The following is a 23,900-nucleotide window of genomic DNA, read 5'->3' as shown; positions in this document are numbered from 1 at the left end:
TCATGCTGATGGTCATGATCGCTCTCGGCGCGCCGTCGCGCTTGTGCGCAGATGAGACGGAACGCGTCATACAATGGCGGGAGATCAACTGGCCGTTTCCCCGCGATGGCTGGCCCACGGGCCGCGCGTTCCGCTGCACCGCGGGCGAATGCAATGGAGCCGAGCTCTACGTCCGCGCCAAGCGCGGCTTCTGCAATTGCGACACCGGCGTTGCCGATGACGACGAGGTCGACCGCGTCACCGACATCGATTTGGTCAGCCCGCGCTTTGCGCCTGTCGCGACGGGAGAGGAGGTGGCGCTTGGCGAGCTGCGTGGCCGCGCGAGGCGGTATGATCTCGACATGCCCGATGGTGTTCGTCACGCCGCGATCGGCGTCGCCGTCTCGCGTCGGTGCGATCTGTTCGTCGCGGTGGTGCAGGGGCGTGGAGAGGCCGGTGCGATGCAGCGCGCGGCGCTCACGTTTCTGGAGACGCAGGAGATGAGGGGATGGATGACGGCGGCGCTGGATGGCCGGTGAGGTCTCCACCACCTCCGCTGTCATACCCCGCGAAGGCGGGGTATCCAGTACTCCGCGGCTTCTCCGTATCCCACGAGCGCCGCGGAGTACTGGATCACCCGCCTTCGCGGGTGATGACACCTGTGATTGGGAGGCCTCGGTACCACGCAGTCACGCCTTCCCTCCCCGCCCGTCCCATGCATTAATATCCCCAAACCCTCCTCAGCCGAGTCCCGCCCATGATGTCCATGCAAGCCTATCTCGCCTTCGTCGCCGCCTGCATCGCGCTGGCGCTGCTACCGGGGCCGATCGTCACCCTCGTCATCGCCAACGGCCTGCGCCATGGCACGCGCGCGGCGCTGACGAATGTCGCCGGCGCGCAAGCCGGCCTCGCCATCGTGATCGGCATCGTCGCGATCGGCCTGACCTCGCTGATGTCGACGATGGGCTACTGGTTCGACTGGGTGCGCTTTGCCGGCGCGGCCTATCTGGTCTGGCTCGGCATCAAGTTGATCTGGGCGCCGGTCGAGGGCGTCAATGTCGACGAGCCGCCGGCGCCGCCCCGCGGCGGCTTCTTCCTGCAGGGCTTCCTGGTGCTGCTGTCGAACCCGAAAGTGCTGGTGTTCTTCGGCGCCTTCATCCCGCAGTTCATGGACATGAGCCAGCCGCACTTTCCGCAAGTCGCATTGCTGGGCGCCACCTTCATGGTCACCGCCGTGATGACCGATGCGCTCTACGCCATCGCCGCCGGGCGCGCCCGGAAATTCTTCTCGGCCCGCCGCACGCGGATGATGTCGCGCGTCTCCGGCGGCTTCATGATCGGCGGCGGTATCTGGCTGGCGCTGACCCGGGCCAAATGAGCCGCGTTGAACCTTCGTAGGCGGCGGTGCGTCCAAGGGAGCATTGCCGCTGACGAAGGATTATTGCCGTGCCGAATTTACCGCCGCTGGTCTACGCGATGCTGCTCGCGCCGCTCGCGCTGATCCTGATTGCCGCTATCGTGAAGACCTGGCAGGCGCGCGAGGCGCGGAGCTGGCCGCAAGTCGCCGGCAAGGTGATCACATCCGTTGCCGAAGTTCGCGAGGTCAAGGTCTCCGACGACGAGCGCGAAGACGGCTTTCGCACCGAGAGCCGCAATTTTGCGAATGTGACTTACGAGTATGCGGTCGGCGGGCGCAAGCTGAGCTGCAACCGCATCTCGATCGGCGAGGACCTCGGCAATTTCCAGGTCGCCGAGAAGCTGGCGAAATATCCCGCCGGCAGCATCGTCACCGTCTACTACAATCCGAAGCATCCCGATCAGGCGGTGCTGGAGCGCGACCTGCCCAAGGGTCTGTGGGGCTGCCTTGGCATCGGTTCAGCGATCGTGATCGCCATCATCTTCGGCTCGGCCTTCGGCCTCAACCAGAGCTACCAATATCTCGCGCACCACATCGGGCGGCCCGATCTTGCCGGCCTCGTCATCGGCTTCGGCGCGTTCGGCCTCGTCATCGCGCTGATGGCGTGGGTGGTGCAGCGGCAGGCGTCGATGGCGACGCGCTGGCCGGTCGTGCCGGGCACCATCAAGCTGTCGGAGATGGAAGAGTATCACGAGGCGAGCGAGCCGGGCGAGGCGCGCGGCGTCGAGATGTTCGCGCGGCGCGTGTCCTACACCTACAGCTATCAGAATGTCCGCTACACCAATGAATGCGCGCGGGTCGCTGCGGAAACGCCGGCGGCATCGGGCAAGATGCTGGAGAGGCTGATGGCGCGCTACCAGGACGGCGCCACCGTCGAGGTGCGCGTCAATCCCGACAACCCTGCCGAGGCTACGCTGGATGCCCGCGGCGACGGCCGCTTCGCCTACGTGCTGTGGGGCATCGCCGCGATCTTTGCCGCACTGGCAGTGTTCGTCGCGACGCGGGGTGGTTGATTGGAAGCTTGCAGAATCGTCTTGCTCCGCTGCTCTCCCTCCCCCCGCAAGGGGGGAAGGGAACGCACTGCGTGTCGTGGCGGCACTTCGCTTTACACCAACAGCTCCGCCCGCAATTCCACCTCGATCGCCGCAAAAATCCTTCCCAGCCGCTCGGCCCATTGCTGCTGGCCGGATTGATCGGCGATGAGGTCCTGGCGGATCTCGATGCCGGTGTTGACGAGGCCGCGGGCTTCGCCGTGGACGGGGATGGTGTAGTCGCTGAGATCGCTCACAGCATAGGGCTCGTTGTCGCCGACGACGAGATCGCCTTCGCTGCGCAGATGTTTCAGCAAGAGCTGCGGCAGCACGGTGTCGCGGTTGTACAGCGCGCCGATGTGCCAGGGCCGCGCGACGCCGGCATAAACCGGCGTGAAGCTGTGCAACGACACCAGCACGGTCGGCCGCTTGTCACGCAAGCGGCGGTCGATCGCGGCATCGATGCGATGATGATAGGGCTCAAAAATCTCGCGCCGCCGTGCCGCCCGCTCGCTCTCGGAGATGCCTTCGTTGCGCGGGATTCTGGTGGCTTCGGAGATCACGGGGATCGAGCTCGCAACGCCGGGCGAGCGGTTGCAGTCGATCACGAGCCGCGAATAGCGCTGCGCGATCAGATGCGCGTCGAGCATTTTTGCCAGCCGCTCGGCGACGCCGGCAATGCCGATGTCCCAGGCGATGTGCCTCGTCAGCTCGCTCTCGGCGACGCCGAGATCGCCCAGCGCGCGCGGCAGCACCCGTCCGTAATGATCGGAGGTGAGCAGGAACGGCGATGCGCCTCCCGCATTCACCTCATGCACTGGTGGAATGTCCCCCTCGCCAAGAAGTTGATCGGCCGTGTCGACTGCGTCCAGCGTCATTCCTGATTGCCTACGGAAAATGCAATTGCCCCTCGAAATCAGGCAGGAATCGCCTGTCCGAAATTGATCCGGCTTGCCGGACGATGCCGTCACCCGCGATTCATCTCAAGACCGAATATCGCGCACTCCCGCTCTTGACCACGGCGACATTTACGAGGCGCGACGCTGTCGCTTCGCGTGATTGGCGGTTATAGACACCCGATGACCTCCGATCGTCTCTTCGTCTACGGCACCCTGATGCGCGGCTTCGACCATCCGATGGCGCGGCTGCTCGCGGGCCATGCGGATTTCCTGGGTGAAGCAACCTGCCGCGGCCGGCTCGTCCTGGTGAAGCATTATCCTGGCCTGCTGCTGTCGGATGCGGCCTCCGACATCGTTCATGGCGAGCTGTTTCACCTGCGCGTGCCCGACGAGCTGCTGGCCGAGCTCGACATGTACGAGGCCTGCGGTGAGGGCTTTCCGGAGCCGACGGAATATCTGCGCCAGCTGATCGACGTGACAGGCGCGGATGGCAGCACAGGCAAGGCCTGGACCTACATCTACAACTGGCCCGTCACTGATCTGCCGCGCATCGAGTCCGGGCGGTTTCTCGAACACTGACAGCGGATGCTTGCTTCACCTCTCCCCGCCTGCGCGTCGGATCGCTCTTGCGATCCGGGTGAGGGGGTACAGGTCCATCGCCGATCTCGCGTGTGGAGAGAAGCCCCTCACCCCAACCCTCTCCCCGTAAGAACGGGGCGAGGGGGCGCGCCGCCGTCGGGGCGGCCAGTTCGATCATCAGGCAGACAGCACTTCCTTCACCACGCGCACGTCGACCTCGTGCTCGACGTAAGTCCATTCCTCGGTCTGCCTGAGCATTCCCACCAGCTCCTCGAACAGCGCGGCGTCCGCCGGCGCGAATTCGAACCAGGTCAGGAAATCGAAGGGGCCGCCGAGGTCGCGGCAATGATAGAGCTGGCGAGCGATCGCGGGCAGGAAGCGAAGGCTACTCGCGATGTGGTGCGACTTGTCCTCAAAAATCTTGCGGCGCTCTTCCTGCGTCAGCTCCCACCAGGCGTCCGATTTGCGGATCGGGATCAGCGCCGCGCTGGTTGCCTCGGGACGGCCGAGCCCGGCCTGCACGGCCACGAGCTGATCCTTTTCGGCCCGCTCGGTGTAGCGCAAGCTGGAGGGCACCCCGGCCAGTCGCCAGGCATTGCGCGAGGGCACCAGCGGCAACGAGACGGCCTCGCTGTCGGTGACCGACAGCGCCGGCATGAAGGGCAGGGGCTCGCCCGTCACCGGTGAAATCGAGGTGACGCGCCAGCCCCCGCTGTGACCGCCTCGAAAGGTCCTGAACATGGGCGTATGGAAGCGTGGAACCGGGCGGGGTTCAAGCCTTGGTACCGTCATTGGTCCCATCATCCTGAGGTACTCACGTTGCATAACGGTGTGAGCCTCAAGGCGGAGGGCGCCCAGGGAATGACGGAAACGCCCTGTGAATAGGTCGAATAAGCCGGATAACCCGCCTAAACCTGACTTCTGGCCGGCCCGCACCTATATCCCTGATCCTTCGCCCGACTCACCCCGGTTTGCGCTACACCCACGCCATGCGCTTCACGCCCCAGTTCCTCGACGAGCTTCGTGCCCGGCTTTCGGTCTCCGAGGTCGTGGGCAAGCGCGTCAAGCTGAAGAAGGCCGGGCGGGAGTGGAAGGGGCTGTCGCCGTTCCAGCAGGAGAAGACGCCGTCCTTCTACGTCAACGACCAGAAGGGATTTTACCACGACTTCTCCTCCGGCAAGCACGGCGACATCATCACCTTCGTGATGGAGACCGACGGGCTGCCGTTCGCGGAAGCCGTCGAGCGGCTCGCGGGCATGGCGGGCCTGCCGCTGCCGGCGGTGACGCCGGATGCGGCGCGGTTCGAGCAGCGGCGCAAGTCGCTGCATGACGTCATGGATCTCGCCGCAAAATTCTTTGCGGAGACGCTGGCTTCGCGGGTCGGTGCCAAGGCGCGCGGCTATCTCGCCGACCGCGCGATCTCGCCGGCGACGCAGTTGCAGTTTCGCCTCGGCTATGCGCCGCCTGATCGCTTCGCGCTGAAGGAGCATCTCGGCAAGCTCGGAATCTCCGTCGACGACATGGTCGAGACCGGTCTGCTCGTGGCAGGCAACGACATTCCCGTGCCTTACGACCGCTTCCGCGATCGCGTGATGTTTCCGATCACGGATTTGCGCGGACGCGTCATCGCCTTCGGCGGGCGCGCGCTGGAGAAGGACGTTCCGGCAAAATACCTGAATTCGCCGGAGACGCCGCTCTTTCACAAGGGCGACAATCTCTACAATCACCAGACCGCGCGCAAGGCCACGCATGATGGTAGCGCGCTGATCGTGGTCGAAGGCTATGTCGACGTCATCGCCATGGTCACCGCGGGCTTTGCCGGCAGCGTCGCGCCGCTCGGCACCGCACTGACCGAGAGCCAGCTCGCGCTGCTCTGGAAGATGGCGGACGAGCCGATCCTCTGCTTCGACGGCGACCGCGCCGGGCAGAAGGCGGCTTATCGTGCTGCCGATCTCGCGCTGCCGTTTCTCGCGCCGGGAAAAAGCCTGCGCTTTGCGCTGCTGCCGGAAGGGCAGGACCCCGACGATCTCGTGCGCTCGGGTGGGCGCGGCGCGATCGAGGAGGTGATCTCAGCGGCCCGTCCGCTCGCCGACATGATCTGGTCGCGCGAGCTCGAAGGCGGCAATTTTGCCACCCCCGAGCGCCGTGCCGCGCTGGAGGCCCGCATCAAGGAGCTCACGAACGGCATCCGCGACGAGGTGGTGCGGCGCTATTATCGCGACGATTTCGTCGAGCGGCTTCAGCGCACCTTCGCCCCCGAGGGCGGGCGCGGCTTTGGCGGCCGGGGCAATTTCCGGCCCGGTCAGGGCGGCCGGCCGTTCCAGCCTAGGGGCGGGGGCGGTGCGAATCGAGTTCGGCGGCCAGGGATTCGGCGGCCAAGGCCGACCCTGCTGCCCTCCGGCCCCTACCAGGCGGCGAGCCCGCAGCTGGCGGCCAGCCCGATCATGAAGGGCCAGCGCAGCGCCATCTCCCGCCGGGAGGCCCTGATCCTGCAATGCCTGATCAACCATCCCTGGCTGCTGCATGAGCATCTCGAGGAGGTCGCCGCCCTGGAGCTGGCCCACCCCGAGGCCCACAAGCTGAGGGCCGGCATCATCGCCGCTTTCGCCAACGACCATCACCACTCCCCGGACCCCGAGGAGCAGGCCGAGAAGATGCGCGGCGACCTCGAAAAGAGCGGTTTTTCGCAGGTCCTTCAAAGGGTTGAGAACGCCATCACCACCGCGGCGGTGTTTGGCGCCCGCGAGGGCGCGGCGCGTGACGACGTTCTTGCCACCTGGCACCAGCTCGTTGCCTTGCATCGGCAATACCATTCACTACTTAGAGAGCTGAAAGATGCCGAGCTGGCCTTGGGGGAAGACCCCAGCGAGGCCAATTTGGCGTGGCTGCGTGACGTGAAGGCTCGGCTGGCCGAGGTCGACGGTACCGAGGCCCTGATCGAGGGTTTTGGCGAGCTGTCGGGCCGGTTCCAGAAGAGCGTGTGATGAAAGAATCATGCGGACGGCTGGGGCCGGAACCGCTAAAAGACTCGCCAAATCCAAGGTTTGGCGGCAAAAACAGGGTTAATCGAGGCTTAACGGTCTTGTAGCACTTTGGCCACCAGGCGGCCGCAGGCAGAACAGACGCGTCAGGAATGAATCCGCGCAATCGCTGTTGGCACTACACCTGCATCCGCTGCGACAAAGAGGCTCACGAAGCGTTAGGCAAATCCGGCGAGAGAGAGTTGGGGGTGGCGAGAGACACGTGCGCCGCCTTTTCCGTGTCGAGAGCTGCCGAAGCGAGAGCGTCGAGCAACAGGTTCAAGTGGATTCACGCGGGGCGCGGCGATCGTCTCGCATGAAGCGCGTTTAGGAGCAATGGATGGCCACCAAGGCAAAGACGCTGCAGGCGAAGGACAAGGAAAAAGACGACAAGGCAGCGGATGCTCCCGAGAAGGATTCCCAGGACGCGCCCTCGCCGTTGCTCGATCTGTCCGACGCGGCAGTGAAAAAGATGATCAAGCAGGCCAAGAAGCGCGGCTTCGTGACCTTCGATCAGCTCAATGAAGTTTTGCCGTCCGACCAGACCTCGCCCGAGCAGATCGAGGACATCATGTCCATGCTCTCGGACATGGGCATCAACGTCACCGAAGCCGACGACAGCGAGGGCGAAGAAGAGAAGGACGAGGGTGACGACGAGACCGATAACGAGCTCGTCGAGGTCACCCAGAAGGCCGTCACCGAGGTCAAGAAGAGCGAGCCGGGCGAGCGCACCGACGATCCGGTGCGCATGTATCTGCGCGAGATGGGCACGGTCGAGCTGCTCTCCCGCGAAGGCGAAATCGCGATCGCCAAGCGCATCGAGGCCGGCCGCGAGGCGATGATCGCGGGTCTGTGCGAAAGCCCGCTGACCTTCCAGGCCATCATCATTTGGCGCGACGAGCTCAACGAGGGCAAGATCTTCCTCCGCGACATCATCGATCTCGAAGCGACCTATGCCGGCCCCGACGCCAAGGGCGGCATGAACACCGCGATGATCGGCGCCCCCATCCTGGGAGATAGTCAGGCAAAGCTCTTGGTTCACGCGAATACCACGGAGCCCGCTGCGCCCGCGCATTGTCGCCCCGCCCGCGGCGCCCCCGTCGCCGACCCCGTTCCGCGCCGCGCCCGCCGCCGGTGAAGAAGGCGGCGAGGAGAAGGATCCGGGCGAGGCCGCGGCCGAAGCCGACATGGACGACGACGAGTTCGAGAACCAGATGTCGCTTGCCGCCATCGAGGCCGAGCTCAAGCCGAAGGTCGTCGAGATCTTCGACAAGATCGCCGACAGCTACAAGAAGCTGCGCAAGCTTCAGGAGCAGGACATCCAGAACCAGCTCCAGAACGAGTCGCTCTCGCCGCACCAGGAGCGCAAGTACAAGAAGCTGAAGGACGAGATCATCGTCGAGGTGAAGTCGCTGCGCCTCAACCAGGCCCGCATCGACAGTCTCGTCGAGCAGCTCTACGACATCAACAAGCGCCTCGTCTCGCATGAGGGCCGCCTGATGCGCCTCGCCGACAGCCATGGCGTCGCGCGCGACGACTTCCTGCGCAACTACACCGGCTCGGAGCTCGATCCGCGCTGGCTCAACCGTGTCTCGAAGCTTTCGGCCAAGGGCTGGAAGAACTTCGTTCACCACGAGAAGGACCGCATCAAGGATCTCCGTCACGAGGTGCATCAGCTCGCCGCGCTGACCGGCCTCGAGATCGTCGAGTTCCGCAAGATCGTGCACTCCGTGCAGAAGGGCGAGCGCGAAGCACGCCAGGCCAAGAAGGAGATGGTGGAAGCCAACCTCCGTCTCGTGATCTCGATCGCCAAGAAGTACACCAACCGCGGCCTGCAATTCCTCGACCTGATCCAGGAAGGCAACATCGGCCTGATGAAGGCCGTTGATAAGTTCGAGTACCGCCGCGGCTACAAGTTCTCGACCTACGCCACGTGGTGGATTCGGCAGGCGATCACTCGCTCGATCGCCGACCAGGCGCGCACCATCCGCATCCCCGTGCACATGATCGAGACGATCAACAAGATCGTGCGCACGTCGCGCCAGATGCTCAACGAGATCGGCCGCGAGCCGACCCCGGAAGAGCTCGCCGAGAAGCTCGGCATGCCCTTGGAGAAGGTCCGCAAGGTCCTCAAGATCGCCAAGGAGCCGCTCTCGCTGGAGACGCCCGTCGGTGACGAAGAGGATTCACATCTCGGCGATTTCATCGAGGACAAGAACGCGATCCTGCCGATCGACGCCGCGATCCAGTCCAACCTGCGCGAGACCACCACGCGCGTGCTGGCTTCGCTGACCCCGCGCGAAGAGCGCGTCCTGCGCATGCGCTTCGGCATCGGCATGAACACCGACCACACGCTGGAAGAAGTCGGCCAGCAGTTCTCGGTGACGCGCGAACGTATTCGTCAGATCGAAGCGAAGGCGCTGCGCAAGCTGAAGCATCCGTCGCGGTCGCGGAAGCTGCGATCGTTCCTCGACAACTAATCCGGATCGTCATGCCCGGGGTTGCCCCGGGCATTCATTCAAACGAAAACGGCGGGCCAAAAGCCCGCCGTTTTTCTTTTGCGCTGTCGCCTCGCGCGGGCTGCGCCTATTTCTTCTTCGCCCCCACCCGCTCGATCCGCTTGATCTCGAGCGCCGGCCTGCCGCTCTTTTCCGCGATCTCGCGGTCCTGCTCCATGATGAAGCCGCGCGCGGGTTCGTCGCCGTCGAGGCCGCCGAGCAGCTCGGCGGGGACGCGGCGGTTGGAGCGTTGGGAATCGTCCTCATAGACGACGTTGAAGAAGGCGAATTCGCCTTTGGGATTGGTTCCGGGTTTCTTGGCCATGGCGGCTTGTCGTCGATCAGCGCGCCGCAGTCAAATGACTTCGCGACTTGTCAAACGCGAAAGTGAGCGGGTGCCGCTCTCGCCGCCGACCGACAACATCCGTTCGTGAGATTGAAGCGCCCGGCGCTTCGCGAGGTTCGATGCGCGCCCTCAATAAACGGCGGGCCGCGAAAGCCCGCCGTTTATTTTTGGTCTTCAGCGTCGCCCGGGGCTGGCAGGGCGACAACCTAAAATAGAAGACTATAGCTTGCGTCAGGCGGTGGCAAGACAAATCGTGGGAACGCCGATGTCAACGAGCGAAGCAGATATGCGCTGGTCGTGGCGTCGAGTTCCAATGCAGCATCGAAGCAATTGTTTGAATCATCAACGCAGTTTGTTCAGGTTCGCGGCTCTTGCAATGCAACGAGAGCGATGCGCCTTTGCAGGAATGCGCAATGATTTGCACGTCCTTCCGTCTGCGTGCGGATCGCGTACTAACATATGTTAATGGCAGCGGCGCCACGCGGCGTGCGTTCACCTTGTCCGGGCGCGCTGCGCCGGCTCCTGAAGTAGGAGTTGCGATCTGCGACCGCCGCCACGTCTTCCATCATCGTCCTTGCGTCCCTGCGCCATGATCGCGCTGCCCATCGCCGCAGAACCGAAGGTGATGAGGAAGGACGCTAGCGCAGCCCGAGCGCGATGCCGCCGGCGCGGTCGGCGAAGATCAGCTCGCGCAGATGTCCGGGGTTGAGCCAGAGCAGTCCGCCCACGAGCAGCACTGCGGCGCAGGCGCCGATCGCGAGGTTGATGGCGAGCAGGCGGAAGAGCGGGATGCGGAGCAGGGAGGGGCGAGTCGGCATGACTGATTGCCTCATGCTGGATCGACGCATCGGCTGACAGCGCCGCACAAGCATCGACATCATAGCGAAGGCTCTCACCGCCGTCATTCCAGGGCGCGCGTAGCGCGAGCCCGGATCAACGTGCCCACCAACCGGGCACGCCCTTCGGGCGCCCCGGAATGACGAGAGGAGTTACGGCGCCACCAGCTCGACCCGCCGGTTCAGCGCGCGGCCGGCGTCCGTTGCGTTCGAGCCGACCGGCGCCAGAAGGCCGACGCCGGCGGTGCGCAGCCGCGTCTGCGCGATGCGAAAGCTCTTCACCAGCTCCGCCGCGACCGCCTCCGCGCGGCGCTTCGACAGGTCGAGATTGTATTCGTACGCGCCCTGGCTGTCGGTGTGGCCGACGATGAAGACGCTCAGCTGCGGCTGGCTCGTCAGCAGCTTTGCGATCTGCTCCAGCGTTGGGCGGCTTTCGGGTTTAAGCACCGCCTTGTCGGTGTCGAAGTAGATGCCATAGAGCGCGATGTGGCCGGTCTCGCCAAGACCTTTGGCCATCGCGGCGGCATCCACCATCTTGTTCGCGATCGCACCCAACTCCGCGACGGTGACCTGCGCATAGATGTCCTGGTTGTTCTGGCTGACGAGGACGCTCGCAAAAGTCTCGCGGCCGCCTTCGCTCTTGCGGCCGGCGAAGTAGCGGTAGTTGAAGCCGTCGACCCACATCTGCGGCACCGGGAGCGTGTCGACGCTTTCGGTGAAGGGGATGGCACCGCAGGCGTCGGTGTCGCAGGCAAGCAAATTCTCGAAGCCGGCTTTGGCCAGCTGCGTCTCGAAATTGCGTGACACTTCCAGGATCGAGGGACCGGGATTGGTGCGATAGGCGATGCGGACAATGCGGCCCTCGAGCCGCCGCGCATCGGTCGGCTGGCCGTCTTTGAAGGGCGCCGCCTGCATCCGCGCCGCGTCAAAATCCTTCACGACATAGCCGGTGATGACGCTGCCGGCGAAGCGGCCGATGCCAGGATAGTCGCGCCCTCCTGCGATATCGCGCGTCTGCGCGGAGGCGGCGGTGTGGAGCGAGAGCAGAGCGAGGACGGCGAGCATCCGGCAGGGAATGGGCATGGTCATTTCGATCGGTTGGGGCAGGTGGAGCGCTGCTCCTTAGTCGCGCCCGCGGCGGGATCGGTTCTGGCGGGTTTGCCGCTTTGACGCGAATCCGGTTCCCGGGCATGATCGCGCCGCTTCCACGCATTGTCCCTAAGGATTTTCCCATATGTTGAGACCGCTTCTTGCCGCCGCCTCCATCCTCTTGCTGGCCGGCGGGTCGGCGCAGGCTGCGCGCTGCGGCGGCGACTTCAACAGCTTCGTCGCCAGCATGGCTGCGGAGGCGCAAGGAGCCGGCGTCTCGGCGAGCGTGACCAGCGCGGCCTTCAGCGGCATCACCCAGGACGGCGCGGTGCTCGCCTTCGACCGGCGCCAGCGCTACACGTTCAACAAGAGCTTCGAGCAGTATGTCTCGACCCGCGTCGGCGCCGGCCGCATCAATGGCGGCCGCGCGCTGCTCCAGCGTCATGCCGCGCTGCTCTCGCGCATCGAGCAGCAGTTCGGCGTGCCCCGGCAGATCCTGGTCGCGATCTGGGGGCTGGAGAGCGATTTCGGCAAGGGCGACATCGGCAAGCTGCCGGTGATCCGCACGCTGGCGACGCTCGCGCATGATTGCCGCCGCACCGATCTGTTCCAGGGCGAGCTGCTCGCTGCGCTCAAGATCGTACAGCGCGGCGACCTGCCGCTGCGCGACCTCATCGGCGCCTATGCCGGCGAGATCGGCCAGACCCAGTTCCTGCCGTCGTCCTACATTAAATACGGCGTCGACTTCGACGGCGACGGCCATGTCGATCTTCGCCATAGCGTCCCCGACGTGCTCGCCTCGACCGCGAACCTCTTGCACACCAACGGCTTCAAGATGGGCCAGCCCTATGGGGAGGGCACCGCCAATTTCGAGGCGATGCGCGAGTGGAACAGGGCGGTGGTGTACCGGAAGACGATCGGCTATTTCGCGGACCGGCTGATGGGGCAGTAGGGGCGCATTGCTTGTAGGATGGGTAGAGCGAAGCGAAACCCACCGCGCACCCTCCTCGCGGAAGCAGGATGGGTTTCGCTGCGCTCTACCCATCCTACGAATTCAATTCCCCTTCGCCATCTTCTCCAACCGCCGCTGCAACGGCGCCCAATAGGTCCCCGGGCGGAAGCGCTGGAGCAGGTCCATGAAGCGGGCGTCGTTGCCGATCAGGATGCGCGGCTCGTTCCTTTCGATGCCCCTGATGATGCGCAGCGCCGCGTCCTTCGGCGTGGTCTTCGCCGCGGTCTCGAACCGCTCGATCATCTGCGAGCGGCGGGCATTGTCGGTCAGGCCGACGCCTGTGCGTGAAGAGCGCGCAATCGCGGTGGCGACCCCGCCGGGATGGACGACCGACAGCTTGACGGGACTGCCTGCCACCGCCAGCTCGTGCCGCACGCTCTCGGAAAAGCCGCGCACCGCGAATTTCGCGGCCGCATAGGCCGATTGCCCGGGCGGGGCGATGATGCCGAAGATCGAGGAGAGGTTGACGATATGCGCCTCTGCCTGCGTCTTCAGATGCGGCAGGAAGGCGCGCGTGCCGTGCACCACGCCCCAGAAATTGATGTCGAACAGCCACTTCATCTGCGCCTGGTCGATCTCTTCGAACGTTCCCAGCAGCGCCACGCCGGCGTTGTTGACGACGATGCTGAGCACAGGATGCGCCGCGATCGCATCGGTCGCGAACTGCGCGATGTCGCTCGCTTCGCCGACATCGACGCGGTGCACGCTCACCTTGCGCTCTCCTCCGATCTCCGCAGCGAGCGACTTCAGCCCGGCCTCGTCGCGATCGGCGAGCGCAAGATCGCAGCCGCGCCCGGCGAGTTCGATTGCGAGCGCGCGGCCGATGCCGCTGGCGGCTCCCGTGATGGCGGCAGCGCCGCGAATCGCAGTCATGATGTTCCCCCGTCAAGCCCCTGCTGATGGAACCATGATTTACATTTTTTTGAAACGAAACCGAACCGTAGCCTCCCCCGGTTTTTAACATACGTTACGAGACCAAGCATTGGAGACGCTGATGGGACAAGCAAAACCATTTCGCGCGACAGCGCTGATCGTTGAAGACGACGTCATGCAGCGGGAGATGCTGTGTGTCCTATTGGAAGAGAGCGGCTACCGGGTGATCCAGTGCGAAAGCGCCGAGGCCGCCGAGCGCATCCTCGACAAGAGCGCGGGCGCGCTTTGCCTGATGATGACCGACGTGCAGCTCGCCGGCCGCATGAACGGGGTCGAGCTCGCGCACGTCGCCAAGGATCGCAACCCCCGGCTCGACGTGGTCGTCACCTCCGGCCGTCCCCTGAAACAGCCCCTGCCTGATGGCGCGAAATTCTGGGCCAAGCCCTGGGCGCCGCTCGATGTGTTACGCGAGGCCGAGCTCGCGCAGCTGTCCTGAGGGGCCAATGTTCTGGGAGCGAGGGTCCGGCTTTCGTGCCGCGAGGCGGACTGATAAGGTCCGCCCATGACCTGGTCCTTCCTGCTCACCTCGCTGATCGTCGTCGCCTCGCCCGGCACCGGCGTGCTCTACACATTGGCGGCGGCGTTGACGCGTGGCTCGCGCGCCAGCGTCGCGGCCGCCTTCGGCTGCACGCTCGGGATCGTGCCGCACATGATGGCGGCGATGCTCGGGCTTGCCGCCGTGCTGCACACCAGCGCGCTCGCTTTCGCCGCGCTGAAATGGTGCGGCGTGCTCTATCTGCTCTACATGTCCTGGCAGGCGCTGCGTGAGACGGGAGCGCTCGCGGTCGAGGGCAGGATCAAGGAGCGGTCAGCCGGCCGCGTCATCGTCACCGGCTTTCTGATCAACATCCTCAATCCAAAACTGTCGATCTTCTTCCTCGCCTTCCTGCCGCAGTTCATCGCCGCGGACGAGGCGCATGTGCTGGCGCGGATGCTGGAATTGAGCGGCGCCTTCATGGCGATGACCTTTGCCGTGTTCGTCATCTACGGCCTCTGCGCCGCCTCCGTGCGCGAGCGCGTGATCTCCCGCCCCGCCGTGATGACCTGGCTGCGCCGCAGCTTTGCGGCCGGCTTTGCCGCGCTCGGTGCCAAGCTGGCATTTGCGGAGCGGTAGGCTCTTCACCTCTCCCCACTGCCTTCTTCACCTCTCCCCGCCTGCGGGGAGAGGTCGCATCCGATCGCAGATGGGATGCGGGTGAGGGGGACAGGTCCATCGACGATCTCGCGTGTTGAGAGAAGCCCCTCAGCCCAACCCTCTCCCCGTAAGAACGGGGAGAGGGAGAAACAGCAGCGGAACGCGCCAAATAAAAAAGCGGGCCTGTTGCCCGCCACCTTCAAACCAGCCTGACCCGATACCCGGGCGGAGCGAGGCTCCACCCGGGCAAAGAAAAAGAAGCCTCGTTACTTCTTCTTCGCCTTCTTGGCCTTCTTCGCCTTCTTCTTCGCCGCCTTCTTCGCTTTCTTAGCCATAGTATCCTCTCAAAGGGTTCATGGTTAAACGCGACACGAGGGATGCTCGGCGGAGGGCCAGCCTCGCAACATCCTCGATGACAAACTCAGCAGATTCGCAGCTTTCTGCCCCGCGCTGTCACATCGGTGTCATCGCGTTATCCACAGCTCAGATGCATTTTGGGGTGATTTTGGCCCGCGAATCCGCATCGAAGCGGCGCCGGCGGCATGGCTAACGATCCGGCAACGGGCGCGCGCCGTTCATGAATCCAAAACCAAAGGCGCGCTTTGACGGATCGCGGTGAGACTCCGTTAAGTGCAGGCGCGCATTCTTCTCCGCAAGAAAACGGGGATGGGTCATGGACGGACGGCTGCCACGGACGGGGGGCGGGACGCTGCACGCGCCGCACGCGCCATGCTGAACGTTCCGACACTCTGGACCGTCTTCGTCGTCAACTTCCTGGCGCTCGGCCTGATCTGGGCCTATGTGGCGCGCTCCTATCCGAAATTCGCCGCCGCACGGTTCTGGATGGCATCAGCCTTCGTCGGCGCCGCCGGCGCCACGACGGCCCTGGCCCGCCTGTTCGTCGCCTCGCCCTTGCCGCTTCTGCTCGGCGCTGCCGGGGTCATCGCAGCGAGCTGCCTCGCTGCGATGGGCATCCAGCGCTTCTACGACCGGCCGGTCTCCTGGCGCGCCATGGGTGGGGTGGGCGCGTTGAGCCTCACCGGCGTCGTGGTCTTCATGGTCGGCTTCGAGCACATGCAGCTGCGGATGCTCAGCTACACGCTGGGCCAGGCCCTGCCGCTTGTGCTCGCCCTGCATCTGCTGTTGTCGCCGCCGGAGGGCCGCGTCAGTCCGGGCGCGCGTCTGTCCGCCATCGTCATTTTCGCCATCATCGCGATCTTCCTCGTCCGCGCCGGCGGCAATCTGCTCGGCTACGATTTCTCGGCGAGGGCTGGCGGCCAGGCCCATGCCGTCATGGTGCTGGTGCTGCTGTTCCTGTCGATGACGCTCAATTTCGGCTTCCTCCTGATGGCGATGGACCGCCTGCGGGGCGAGGTCGCCGACCTCGCGCTGCTCGACGATCTCACCGGCGTCGCCAACCGGCGGCATTTGTTGCAGCGCCTGTCCGAGGAATGCGCCCGCTCGGAGCGCAGCGGCGAGCCGTTCTCGCTGCTGGTGATCGACCTCGACGGCTTCAAGACCATCAACGATACCCATGGCCATGCCGCCGGCGATGCCTGCCTGCGGCACTTCACCCTGATGGCGCAGACGCGCCTGCGGCGCGGCGACATGCTCGCCCGCACCGGCGGCGACGAGTTCTGCGTCGTGCTGCCGTCCTCCTCCTTGCGCGAAGGAGCGATGATCGCCCGCCGCGTGCTCGAGGTGTGCCGGCAGGATGCCGCGAGCTGCACCGGCGCCGACATCCCGATCGCGATCTCGATCGGCGTTGCCGAGTGGGACCGCAGCGTCGGCCAATTCCCGGATAGGCTGATCGCGTATGCCGACCACGCGCTCTATGCCGCCAAGAAGAACGGCAAGAACGATTTTGCGGTTTACGATCCGGCCCCGCCGCTCGCACCCGAGCCCGTCGAGAGCAAGCGCACATTCGCGTAAAGCCTGCTACGATCGGGTTCGTTACTGGACCCGCATGATGATGTCTCGGCTGTTCGTGGCGATTTTCGCCGCACTCCTCCTGACCGCACCAGCTGCCGCAACCGACGCCGAGCTCGCAAAGCTCGCGCGCGCCTCCGGCACGCCCGACATTCCCGGCCTGAAGATCGTCTGGCTGGCGCCGTGGGGCGATGCCCAGAGTGCCCATGCCTGGCGCAACATCATCGTGCACCAGACCGAGGGGCCATCAGGCTCGGCGCGCGGCGGCGCGGCGGAGCAGGCGAAGAATCCGACCCGCCGCGGCGTCACGGTGTGGGTCGAGACCGACGGCACGGTGTATTGGGCGGTGGCGGAAAACCTGGTGCCGACCCATGGCGACGGCGCCAACCGCAACGACAACAAGTACATCGACAACAGGTCGACCTATCGCCAGGTGGTCCGCGACAATTCGATCGGCGTCGAGTTCGCCGGCAACTATCCGGATGTCACCACAGGTCCGACCGAAGCGCAGGTCGCGGCCTGGAAGATCCTCGTCAAGGTCCTGCGCGCGCGCTACGACATCCCGCTCGACCACGTCTACGCCCACAACTGGATCGACTACAAGGACGCGCGCTATTGCGAAGGCTGCTGGCTCGCGACGCTGGCGCGGGTGTGGGGCGAGTAGCCGTCGCCGTCATTCCGGGGCGCGACGAAGTCGCGAGCCCGGAATCTATTCATCCACTGATGCTGCGGTTCGATGGATTCCGGGCTCGCGCTGCGCGCGCCCCGGAATGACGAGCAGCTAAACCGCCTCCGCCATCCAGCCGAACAGCCGCCGGATCAATCCCGGCCGCCGCGGCACCTCGGGCGGGCCGTCCGCCGCCAGCACGCGTTTGAAGAAGTAGTCCAGGAAGACCATGTCGTTCGGCTCGGTGACGGTGAACTTCTCGTCGCCGAAGAATACGCTGTAGTCGTAGAAGAACGGGCCGACGAACGGCACCGTCGCAGTCGAAGCATAATCCTTGGAGATCACGAACTCGGACGGCTCGAGCCCGTGCTCGCGCATGGCTTGCTCGACCAGCGGCAGCTTGCGCATGAACTGGGCAGAGAAGCCGCCGACGGTGGATTGCAGGATGATCGACACAGTGTCCGTCCATGGATGCTGTCGGTCATTTTGGGTCGGTTGACCGGTCGCGCGGGTTCAAGGCAAGCTCGGTTCTGCGCTAGGCGTTGCAAGGGGGTGTGTGATGGCGGTTTCGCTGGACAGTGCGGTACGTGCCGATTTTCGCGTGGCGACGCCGTCTCGCCGGGCCTTGCGTGCGGTCGGCGTGATGCCGGCGATCGTGCTGTCACTGTGCGCCTCGCTGTTGGTGGCGCTGGAGACGCCGAGCAAGCCGTTCCTCGACAAGAACAGCTTTTATCTCGCCTCTGCCGGTTTTCGTGTGCAGGTCGCCAACGACGCAGCGGGCCAGAAGGCGCTGCGCGCGCTGCCGCCGCACCGCTTCGTGACGCACCGGAACGGCGGGAACATTCGCTATCTCTACGCCGAGCCGCTTCATTGCGTCTGCATCTTCATCGGCACGCAGGCAGCTTACGAGGCCTATCGCGGCATGCTCAGCCGCGGCGCTGATCAGCCGGACGTGGTCTCCGCCGACTACAAGACGCAGGCGAGCGCGCTGCTCGACGAGACGCCGGCGCAGTTGGAAGATCAGGTCGAGCCGGAATCGCTCGCGGATTATTTTCGCGCGTTTTATTGAGCGGCGGGCGCTCTCCCACAAGGGGAGAAGGAAGGACGAGCGCGGAAACACTCATGGTTGCCCCAAACAAAAAAGCCGGCGTTGCCGCCGGCTTTTTCGTGTTCTCGATCCGCCAATTCGTAGGCGCTAAAACCTCGCTTTACAGCGCGGCTTCCAGCGCAGCCTGTTCCTGCCTTGCGATCGTGCCCTTGACCGCGGACTGCACCTTCTCGAAGGCGCGGACCTCGATCTGGCGGACGCGCTCGCGCGACACGCCGAACTCGGCGGCAAGATCTTCCAGCGTCATCGGCTCATCGGCGAGGCGGCGGGCCTCGAAGATGCGGCGTTCGCGCGGGTTGAGCACGCCCATGGCGCCGTTCAGGGCGTCACGGCGGTGATCATACTCCTCGTGCTCCGCCATCATGGCTTCCTGGTTGGGCGTATTGTCGACCAGCCAGTCCTGCCATTCGCCGGCTTCGCCGTCGTCGCGGATCGGGGCGTTGAGCGAGGCGTCGCCACCGAGGCGGCGGTTCATGTCGATCACGTCCTGGTCCGTCACGCCGAGGCGCTTGGCAATGGTCGCGACCTGGTCGGGGCGGAGATCGCCTTCGTCCAGCGCGTTGATCTTGCTCTTCGCCTTGCGCAGGTTGAAGAACAGCTTCTTCTGGTTCGCGGTGGTGCCCATCTTCACGAGCGACCAGGAACGCAGGATGTACTCTTGAATCGACGCCTTGATCCACCACATCGCGTAGGTGGCGAGACGGAACCCCTTCTCGGGTTCGAAACGCTTCACCGCCTGCATCAGGCCGACATTGCCTTCCGAGACGACCTCGGAGATCGGCAGGCCGTAGCCGCGATAGCCCATGGCGATCTTGGCGACGAGCCGGAGGTGGCTGGTGACGAGTTGGTGCGCCGCGTCGCGATCGTCATGCTCACGCCAACGCTTGGCGAGCATGTATTCCTGCTGGGGCTCCAGCATCGGGAACTTGCGGATCTCGGCGAGGTAGCGAGAAAGGCCGGATTCTCCATTGAGAATCGGCAAAGCAGCGGCACGGGCCATAGTGCGCCCTCCAAAGGTTCAGGCCCCCGATAGCGGCGGGCCAGGCAGACGACCGCTGTGTCAAAGCCGGCCGGGCTGCGATGTTCCGCGTTGGTGAATTTCAACGCAGGGGCAATATACCCCATGGGGGGTCGAAAAGGGAAGGATTGCTGACGTCACGTCCCCGTGTGGCAGCTATAACTTTTTGTAAGGTAACGCTTTTCTGAAACCGCCTGCGTCATAGCGCCGCTTTCAGCACGCTCTGAAGGAGAAGCAAATCCTCCGGCAGAGGCGCCTCCCAGTGGAGTAATTCTCCCGTCCTGGGGTGCTCCAATACCAGCAGATAGGCATGCAGGGCCTGCCGTCCAAGGGCAGCCAAAGCTGCCTGCGACTCGGGGCCGAGCTGGTTCGCCTTAGTCTTGAAATGCGGGCCATAGACGGCATCGCCCATCAGGGGATGGCCCATATGGGCGAGGTGGACGCGGATCTGGTGGGTGCGGCCGGTCTCGAGCTCGCAGGCGAGCAGGGCGGCGACGCCCTTGCCGTCGCGCCCGGCAAAGCTCTCGATGATCTCCCAATGCGTCACGGCCTCGCGGCCGCCCTGGCGCACCGCCATCTTCTCGCGCGCATGCGGATGGCGGTCGATCGGCGCGTCCACCGTGCCGCGATGCCGGCCGGGAAGCCCCCAGGCGAAGGCCATATAGCCGCGCCGCATCTCGCCGGTGCGGCCGTGATCAGCGAACTGCGCCGACAGCGAGGCATGCGCCATGTCGTTCTTGGCGACCACCATCAGCCCCGTCGTGTCCTTGTCGAGCCGATGGACGATGCCGGGCCGGCGCACCCCGCCGATGCCCGACAGCGAAGCGCCGCAATGGGCGATCAGCGCGTTCACCAGCGTGCCGGTCTCATGGCCGGCTGCGGGGTGCACGACGAGGCCCTTGGGCTTGTTGATGACGATGATGTCGTCGTCCTCGAACACGATATCGAGGGCGATCTCCTCGCCCTTGGGCTCTGCGGGCGCCGCTTCCGGCACGTCGATTATGATCGTATCGCCGGATGTGACGTGATAAGCGGGGTCCCGGATGGCGGCGGCCTTCAGGCTCACCGCGCCCGCCAGGATCAGGGTTTTGAGCCTCGATCGCGACAGCTCCGGCAGACGCGCCGCCAGCACGCGGTCGAGCCGGGGCGAGCCCTCGGAGCCTTCGACCACGACCTCCAACCTTTGCGCTGACCCCGAGCTTTCCATGACGACGTCTGATACCGCTGTTCCCGAACCGACCCCCGAGCAGGCCGCGCTGTTCGCGCGGGTGCGGCGGATGATGCTGATCGCGGGGTTGACCACGGCGCTGGCGATCTGCGCCGTCCTGATCGCGGTGGGCTACCGCCTTTTCAAGTCGGAGGGAAGGGCGGTTGAGACCGCCGGCGACGTCATTGCCACCCTGCCCAAGGGCGCCAAAATCGTCGCAACCGGCGTCGCCGGCGACCGGCTGGTGGTCACGCTCGATATCGGCGGAGTGACCGAGATCCGCACCTTCGACGCCCACACCCTGAAGCCCGCCGGAAAGCTGAAATTTGCCAATGAGCCGTAAAAGGGCGGTTCGGGTCCTTGCGGCGAACAAATTTCGAGGCTATTGGCTAGCCCTCACGCTCCCTTCGTCTAGCGGTTAGGACGCGGCCCTCTCAAGGCTGAAACAGGGGTTCGATTCCCCTAGGGAGCGCCAAGCCTGCGATATTCCTCGACTTTCTGCGATACCATTCGACGGCGTTCCTTCCCGGCCGCGCGACGGCGCTCGGTCGTAGGTTGCGCGCCGAAGCGTCGCCGCAGCTGGAGTGATCGAGCGAACCCGCTTTGCATTCACTCCGGCGCAAAATAAGCCACATCGCGCCGTCGCTTCTGAGCCGCGCGATGGTTGCATGATGAGCGCATGGCTCGGGCTCCCCTCAACGCCCGTTCGAACGGCGATCGCGAGAGGAGCCTTGGCCGTAAGTCCTGGCCGCAAGTTCAGTGATGGGCCGAAACGCTCCTGACGGTCTCGGTGAGCATGTCACCCGAGGTGGAATGGCCGACGTCGCCCAGGCTGATGATGCCGACCATCCGCTTGCTCTTGTTGATCACCGGCAGTCTGCGGACCTGCAGCTTCTCCATATGATGCATCGCCTTGGCGAGGTCATCGTCCTCGCGGCAGCAATGGATGCCCTCGGTCATCACGTCACGCGCCGTCGCGCGGCCGGCATCGAAGCTGTGGCTCGCGAGCCCTTTGCAGACGATATCGCGATCGGTCACCATTCCGACCAGCTTGTCGTCCTCGCCGATCGGAATGCAGCCGATGTCATGCGCCCGCATCAGTTTGGCAAGCTCGGTGATTGGGGTGTCGGGGCTGACCCAGTCGACACCCTTGTGCATCACGTCTTTGACTTTCATGGCGAGCCTCCGTTCGTGGGTTTCGAGTGCGTTAATGAAATGCAGCGGCACCCCCATCTTCCGAACTCCGACCAGACAGGCGCAGACGCTCTCGCCGCCACCCTGTTGAACAGTATGACGGCGAGCTCGCGGCCAGAGTTCCCGCCCAAGATCGCAAGGGCAATGGGCGGTGTACAAAATCCTCAGTCATGCGCGCTGAAGCGCCCGTGCGGTGCGTTGGCCGTCAGGCGCGCAAACTGCGCGTGACCCATATGAAGCAGCGTCTCATGATCGCCGGCTTCCATATAGATGTCCGGCTGCGCCCCGATGCTGTCGTCGACGATGATATCCAGTCCGTAGCATTTGCCGACGGCAGGAACTGCACCGCGAGTACAGTCGCTGAACAGCCGATTGATCTCGGTTTCATCGGCCATATGGACATTGTCGCCGAGGCTTGTCCTCAGGTCCGACAGGCGGAGATGATGCGATGCGGGCAAGATGGCCAGCATGAATCCGCCGTCGCGCCGCAACACGATGCCCTTGGCGAGGCGGTCGCCCGAGATATGGCATGCCTCGGCCGTTCGAGCGGACGTCATGCTGAGTTCGTGCGGAATCACCTCGTACTGGATGTTCTCAGCGGCTAGGTATTTCTGGAGCGTGGGAGCAATGGCCATGGCATCACCTCCGATGCTGAATGGAAACCATCCACCGTGAGGTCGACCCTGCAGATTCTCGCCATACGATGAGCGGCTGCCTGACTAGAGACCCAACATAGGTCTTCCATCCGCAAGCTGCAATTCATTTCCCCTTGGAGCCGCAGCGAGCGTGCGCGGGAGCAAGCTTTGCGCATGGCTCGGCGCGGGCGCTCTCCTATGCGGTCGTTCCGTCGATCGAGCGGCGGATCACCCGCTGCACTTCCGCATTCGACAGAAACAGATCGTGGTTGATGATGCCCCAGCCTTCCTGGGACGCATCGACCACGCGCACGCCGAGCCGCTGAATCACATCCTTCTCGGCGGCGCCGACCCTGGTCATTCCACCTGCGATCTGTCCCGACAGCGCGAGTGCGCGATCGTTCGTCGCGGCGATCACGGTGATCTTGCCGGCGAGCGGACCGATGCGGTGGATCGCCGATGAGAACACGTCCATGTCGATATCGGGCGCGGCAAACACGACCGCGCCGATCTTGCCCGTCACAGTGTCGCCGTACCGCGCATAGAGCTGACGCAGGCTCTCGAGAGTCAGCATGGTTCCCATGCTGTGCGCAACGATATGCACGCGGCCGCTGCCTGGAGCCGACACGAGCGCAGAGAGCACGCGCTCGAAATCGTCGCGAGACCACATCGCGCTGTCGCGATCATAGGCATAGTCGAACAGTCCTGCCTTGGAGGGCCAGGAGAATGCCATGGTCCGTCCGCGGAACTTGATCCCATCGGAGAGATGGGCGGCATCCAGCACCGCCGTCTCGAATGTCTGCTTGAAGCCGTGCACATAGATCAGCACGTCCCCTCCGCCGGTCTGCGCAGCGAGATCGCCCGCGGCGGCCGACACTGGTTCGATCCGATCAAGGCGCCAATCGCCAAGTCCGACCGAGGCAAGCGACAGACGGCTCTCGTCCGGGGCCACAAGCTTCGCCCGCGCGACCGTCATGCTCGTCGCACGCTCCGGCCCAAACCAGGGTTTGGTGCGGCCGCCGTTGACGGGCTTGCGCGTGGTGGTGACAAGCAGAGTTGGGTCAACGGAGAGGGACGACGCGTCGAAGCGCGCGCCGGTCGCACCGAGACCGGCGCATCCGCCGAGGGCGAGCGCACTGCCGGCAGACACAAGCCCGCCGAGCAGAGCGCGGCGCGAAACAGAAATATGAGAGTCGCGTTGCAGAAGGCGTCGGACGATCACACGGAACCCCAGGGAACTTTGCCCACCGTAAGCCGCCCCGCCTGTCTCCCTGAATGACAATGGGGGCGAGAAGACGGCGGAGCGGCTTCGCGGTCGGTTGCATGGTGATGGCCTCCGCGCGAGCGCAAGATCAGTCTGACATCGGA

General features: G+C 64.7%; 23 protein-coding genes, 1 tRNA gene and 2 pseudogenes. 14 read left to right on the top strand and 12 right to left on the bottom strand.

The window, feature by feature from the left end; genetic code table 11:
- Positions 1-2 precede the first annotated feature (2 nt).
- The 3 genes from FOM02_RS13550 (at position 3) to FOM02_RS13540 (ending at position 2,409) form a co-directional block, all read left to right on the top strand.
- Positions 3-518 (top strand): hypothetical protein, encoded by a 516-nt coding sequence (locus FOM02_RS13550; protein WP_231164130.1) that lies wholly within the window; start codon positions 3-5, stop codon positions 516-518.
- 218 nt (positions 519-736) lie between these two features.
- Positions 737-1,357, top strand: coding sequence for a LysE family translocator (locus tag FOM02_RS13545; protein ID WP_084334917.1), 621 nt, complete (start codon positions 737-739; stop codon positions 1,355-1,357).
- A gap of 68 nt (positions 1,358-1,425) precedes the next feature.
- Positions 1,426-2,409, top strand: a complete 984-nt coding sequence (locus tag FOM02_RS13540) for a DUF3592 domain-containing protein (RefSeq protein ID WP_027563763.1) — start codon at positions 1,426-1,428, stop codon at positions 2,407-2,409.
- 92 nt (positions 2,410-2,501) lie between these two features.
- On the opposite strand, the gene FOM02_RS13535 is transcribed toward FOM02_RS13540, so the two are convergent.
- Positions 2,502-3,305, bottom strand: coding sequence for an N-formylglutamate amidohydrolase (locus FOM02_RS13535; RefSeq protein WP_027563764.1), 804 nt, complete (start codon positions 3,303-3,305; stop codon positions 2,502-2,504).
- A 201-nt stretch (positions 3,306-3,506) separates the two neighbouring features.
- On the opposite strand from FOM02_RS13535, the gene FOM02_RS13530 reads away from it, so the two are divergent.
- Positions 3,507-3,905, top strand: a complete 399-nt coding sequence (locus FOM02_RS13530) for a gamma-glutamylcyclotransferase family protein (protein ID WP_027563765.1) — start codon at positions 3,507-3,509, stop codon at positions 3,903-3,905.
- A gap of 177 nt (positions 3,906-4,082) precedes the next feature.
- Here FOM02_RS13530 and FOM02_RS13525 read toward each other — a convergent pair whose 3' ends face one another.
- Positions 4,083-4,646, bottom strand: coding sequence for a chlorite dismutase family protein (locus tag FOM02_RS13525; RefSeq protein WP_027563766.1), 564 nt, complete (start codon positions 4,644-4,646; stop codon positions 4,083-4,085).
- Positions 4,647-4,894: 248 nt separating this feature from the next.
- Between FOM02_RS13525 and dnaG the strand changes: the two genes are divergently transcribed.
- Positions 4,895-6,889, top strand: a complete 1,995-nt coding sequence (gene dnaG, locus FOM02_RS13520) for a DNA primase (RefSeq protein ID WP_265441828.1) — start codon at positions 4,895-4,897, stop codon at positions 6,887-6,889.
- A 376-nt stretch (positions 6,890-7,265) separates the two neighbouring features.
- A pseudogene (gene rpoD / locus FOM02_RS13515) lies at positions 7,266-9,405 on the top strand (RNA polymerase sigma factor RpoD).
- Between the two features lie 106 nt (positions 9,406-9,511).
- Here the strand turns inward: rpoD and FOM02_RS13510 are convergent.
- From FOM02_RS13510 to FOM02_RS13500, 3 genes and pseudogenes are all read right to left on the bottom strand, one after another.
- On the bottom strand, positions 9,512-9,748 hold the full coding sequence (locus tag FOM02_RS13510) for a hypothetical protein (RefSeq protein WP_027563769.1): 237 nt from the start codon (positions 9,746-9,748) through the stop codon (positions 9,512-9,514).
- A gap of 513 nt (positions 9,749-10,261) precedes the next feature.
- Positions 10,262-10,587: pseudogene (locus FOM02_RS13505) on the bottom strand (hypothetical protein).
- A 171-nt stretch (positions 10,588-10,758) separates the two neighbouring features.
- Entirely contained in the window at positions 10,759-11,688 is a 930-nt protein-coding gene (locus FOM02_RS13500) for an OmpA family protein (RefSeq protein WP_027563770.1), read from the bottom strand.
- Between the two features lie 151 nt (positions 11,689-11,839).
- On the opposite strand from FOM02_RS13500, the gene FOM02_RS13495 reads away from it, so the two are divergent.
- Positions 11,840-12,646, top strand: a complete 807-nt coding sequence (locus FOM02_RS13495; protein WP_027563771.1) for a lytic murein transglycosylase — start codon at positions 11,840-11,842, stop codon at positions 12,644-12,646.
- Between the two features lie 102 nt (positions 12,647-12,748).
- Here FOM02_RS13495 and FOM02_RS13490 read toward each other — a convergent pair whose 3' ends face one another.
- On the bottom strand, positions 12,749-13,579 hold the full coding sequence (locus FOM02_RS13490; RefSeq protein ID WP_027563772.1) for an SDR family NAD(P)-dependent oxidoreductase: 831 nt from the start codon (positions 13,577-13,579) through the stop codon (positions 12,749-12,751).
- A gap of 121 nt (positions 13,580-13,700) precedes the next feature.
- Here FOM02_RS13490 and FOM02_RS13485 point away from each other — a divergent pair, with 121 nt between their 5' ends.
- The 4 genes from FOM02_RS13485 to FOM02_RS13470 all read left to right on the top strand — a co-directional run bounded on the left by FOM02_RS13485 (position 13,701) and on the right by FOM02_RS13470 (position 17,367).
- Positions 13,701-14,075, top strand: coding sequence for a response regulator (locus tag FOM02_RS13485; RefSeq protein ID WP_027563773.1), 375 nt, complete (start codon positions 13,701-13,703; stop codon positions 14,073-14,075).
- 66 nt (positions 14,076-14,141) lie between these two features.
- Positions 14,142-14,753: a LysE family translocator gene (locus tag FOM02_RS13480; protein ID WP_027563774.1), complete on the top strand. Its 612-nt coding sequence runs from the start codon at positions 14,142-14,144 to the stop codon at positions 14,751-14,753.
- 750 nt (positions 14,754-15,503) lie between these two features.
- Positions 15,504-16,706 carry a GGDEF domain-containing protein gene (locus FOM02_RS13475; RefSeq protein WP_027563775.1) on the top strand — a complete coding sequence of 401 codons (1,203 nt, stop codon included), beginning with the start codon at positions 15,504-15,506 and terminating at the stop codon, positions 16,704-16,706.
- Positions 16,707-16,740: 34 nt separating this feature from the next.
- A complete protein-coding gene (locus FOM02_RS13470; RefSeq protein WP_027563776.1) occupies positions 16,741-17,367 on the top strand; it encodes an N-acetylmuramoyl-L-alanine amidase in 627 nt (208 codons plus the stop codon).
- A 117-nt stretch (positions 17,368-17,484) separates the two neighbouring features.
- On the opposite strand, the gene FOM02_RS13465 is transcribed toward FOM02_RS13470, so the two are convergent.
- On the bottom strand, positions 17,485-17,826 hold the full coding sequence (locus tag FOM02_RS13465) for a hypothetical protein (protein ID WP_027563777.1): 342 nt from the start codon (positions 17,824-17,826) through the stop codon (positions 17,485-17,487).
- Between the two features lie 103 nt (positions 17,827-17,929).
- On the opposite strand from FOM02_RS13465, the gene FOM02_RS13460 reads away from it, so the two are divergent.
- Complete coding sequence (locus FOM02_RS13460; protein WP_051378363.1) at positions 17,930-18,439, top strand: hypothetical protein; 510 nt, start codon at positions 17,930-17,932, stop codon at positions 18,437-18,439.
- A gap of 139 nt (positions 18,440-18,578) precedes the next feature.
- Here FOM02_RS13460 and rpoH read toward each other — a convergent pair whose 3' ends face one another.
- Together rpoH and FOM02_RS13450 are read right to left on the bottom strand one after the other, a co-directional pair.
- Positions 18,579-19,478 (bottom strand): RNA polymerase sigma factor RpoH, encoded by a 900-nt coding sequence (rpoH, locus tag FOM02_RS13455; RefSeq protein ID WP_265441827.1) that lies wholly within the window; start codon positions 19,476-19,478, stop codon positions 18,579-18,581.
- A 217-nt stretch (positions 19,479-19,695) separates the two neighbouring features.
- Complete coding sequence (locus FOM02_RS13450; RefSeq protein WP_027563780.1) at positions 19,696-20,703, bottom strand: RluA family pseudouridine synthase; 1,008 nt, start codon at positions 20,701-20,703, stop codon at positions 19,696-19,698.
- Between FOM02_RS13450 and FOM02_RS13445 the strand changes: the two genes are divergently transcribed.
- Both FOM02_RS13445 and FOM02_RS13440 read left to right on the top strand, forming a co-directional pair.
- Positions 20,702-21,046, top strand: a complete 345-nt coding sequence (locus FOM02_RS13445; protein ID WP_027563781.1) for a hypothetical protein — start codon at positions 20,702-20,704, stop codon at positions 21,044-21,046. The genes FOM02_RS13450 and FOM02_RS13445 overlap by 2 nt on opposite strands.
- 57 nt (positions 21,047-21,103) lie before the next feature.
- Positions 21,104-21,178: transfer RNA gene (locus tag FOM02_RS13440), tRNA-Glu, on the top strand.
- A 281-nt stretch (positions 21,179-21,459) separates the two neighbouring features.
- Here the strand turns inward: FOM02_RS13440 and FOM02_RS13435 are convergent.
- The 3 genes from FOM02_RS13435 to FOM02_RS13425 form a co-directional block, all read right to left on the bottom strand.
- Entirely contained in the window at positions 21,460-21,879 is a 420-nt protein-coding gene (locus FOM02_RS13435; RefSeq protein ID WP_027563782.1) for a CBS domain-containing protein, read from the bottom strand.
- Between the two features lie 182 nt (positions 21,880-22,061).
- The gene (locus FOM02_RS13430; protein ID WP_027563783.1) at positions 22,062-22,532 is read right to left on the bottom strand and encodes an aminoacyl-tRNA deacylase; all 471 of its coding nucleotides are present in this window, start codon (positions 22,530-22,532) and stop codon (positions 22,062-22,064) included.
- A 196-nt stretch (positions 22,533-22,728) separates the two neighbouring features.
- Positions 22,729-23,754, bottom strand: coding sequence for an alpha/beta hydrolase (locus FOM02_RS13425; protein WP_027563784.1), 1,026 nt, complete (start codon positions 23,752-23,754; stop codon positions 22,729-22,731).
- Between the last annotated feature and the right edge of the window lie 146 nt (positions 23,755-23,900).

Origin of the sequence: Bradyrhizobium sp. SEMIA (assembly GCF_014844175.1) — a bacterium.
In the GTDB taxonomy this organism is placed as follows: Bacteria; Pseudomonadota; Alphaproteobacteria; order Rhizobiales; family Xanthobacteraceae; genus Bradyrhizobium; species Bradyrhizobium arachidis.
Note: the sequence above shows the minus strand (reverse complement) of the source record. Positions and strands in the feature narration are given on the sequence as shown.

Coding starts and splice junctions, on each gene's coding strand:
- FOM02_RS13550 (WP_231164130.1), top strand. CDS start 3: ATGCTGATGGTCATGATCGCTCTCGGCGCGCCGTCGCGCTTGTGCGCA.
- FOM02_RS13545 (WP_084334917.1), top strand. CDS start 737: ATGATGTCCATGCAAGCCTATCTCGCCTTCGTCGCCGCCTGCATCGCG.
- FOM02_RS13535 (WP_027563764.1), bottom strand. CDS start 3,305: ATGACGCTGGACGCAGTCGACACGGCCGATCAACTTCTTGGCGAGGGG.
- FOM02_RS13530 (WP_027563765.1), top strand. CDS start 3,507: ATGACCTCCGATCGTCTCTTCGTCTACGGCACCCTGATGCGCGGCTTC.
- FOM02_RS13525 (WP_027563766.1), bottom strand. CDS start 4,646: ATGTTCAGGACCTTTCGAGGCGGTCACAGCGGGGGCTGGCGCGTCACC.
- dnaG (WP_265441828.1), top strand. CDS start 4,895: ATGCGCTTCACGCCCCAGTTCCTCGACGAGCTTCGTGCCCGGCTTTCG.
- FOM02_RS13510 (WP_027563769.1), bottom strand. CDS start 9,748: ATGGCCAAGAAACCCGGAACCAATCCCAAAGGCGAATTCGCCTTCTTC.
- FOM02_RS13500 (WP_027563770.1), bottom strand. CDS start 11,688: ATGCCCATTCCCTGCCGGATGCTCGCCGTCCTCGCTCTGCTCTCGCTC.
- FOM02_RS13495 (WP_027563771.1), top strand. CDS start 11,840: ATGTTGAGACCGCTTCTTGCCGCCGCCTCCATCCTCTTGCTGGCCGGC.
- FOM02_RS13490 (WP_027563772.1), bottom strand. CDS start 13,579: ATGACTGCGATTCGCGGCGCTGCCGCCATCACGGGAGCCGCCAGCGGC.
- FOM02_RS13485 (WP_027563773.1), top strand. CDS start 13,701: ATGGGACAAGCAAAACCATTTCGCGCGACAGCGCTGATCGTTGAAGAC.
- FOM02_RS13480 (WP_027563774.1), top strand. CDS start 14,142: ATGACCTGGTCCTTCCTGCTCACCTCGCTGATCGTCGTCGCCTCGCCC.
- FOM02_RS13475 (WP_027563775.1), top strand. CDS start 15,504: ATGCTGAACGTTCCGACACTCTGGACCGTCTTCGTCGTCAACTTCCTG.
- FOM02_RS13470 (WP_027563776.1), top strand. CDS start 16,741: ATGATGATGTCTCGGCTGTTCGTGGCGATTTTCGCCGCACTCCTCCTG.
- FOM02_RS13460 (WP_051378363.1), top strand. CDS start 17,930: ATGGCGGTTTCGCTGGACAGTGCGGTACGTGCCGATTTTCGCGTGGCG.
- rpoH (WP_265441827.1), bottom strand. CDS start 19,478: ATGGCCCGTGCCGCTGCTTTGCCGATTCTCAATGGAGAATCCGGCCTT.
- FOM02_RS13445 (WP_027563781.1), top strand. CDS start 20,702: ATGACGACGTCTGATACCGCTGTTCCCGAACCGACCCCCGAGCAGGCC.
- FOM02_RS13450 (WP_027563780.1), bottom strand. CDS start 20,703: ATGGAAAGCTCGGGGTCAGCGCAAAGGTTGGAGGTCGTGGTCGAAGGC.
- FOM02_RS13435 (WP_027563782.1), bottom strand. CDS start 21,879: ATGAAAGTCAAAGACGTGATGCACAAGGGTGTCGACTGGGTCAGCCCC.
- FOM02_RS13430 (WP_027563783.1), bottom strand. CDS start 22,532: ATGGCCATTGCTCCCACGCTCCAGAAATACCTAGCCGCTGAGAACATC.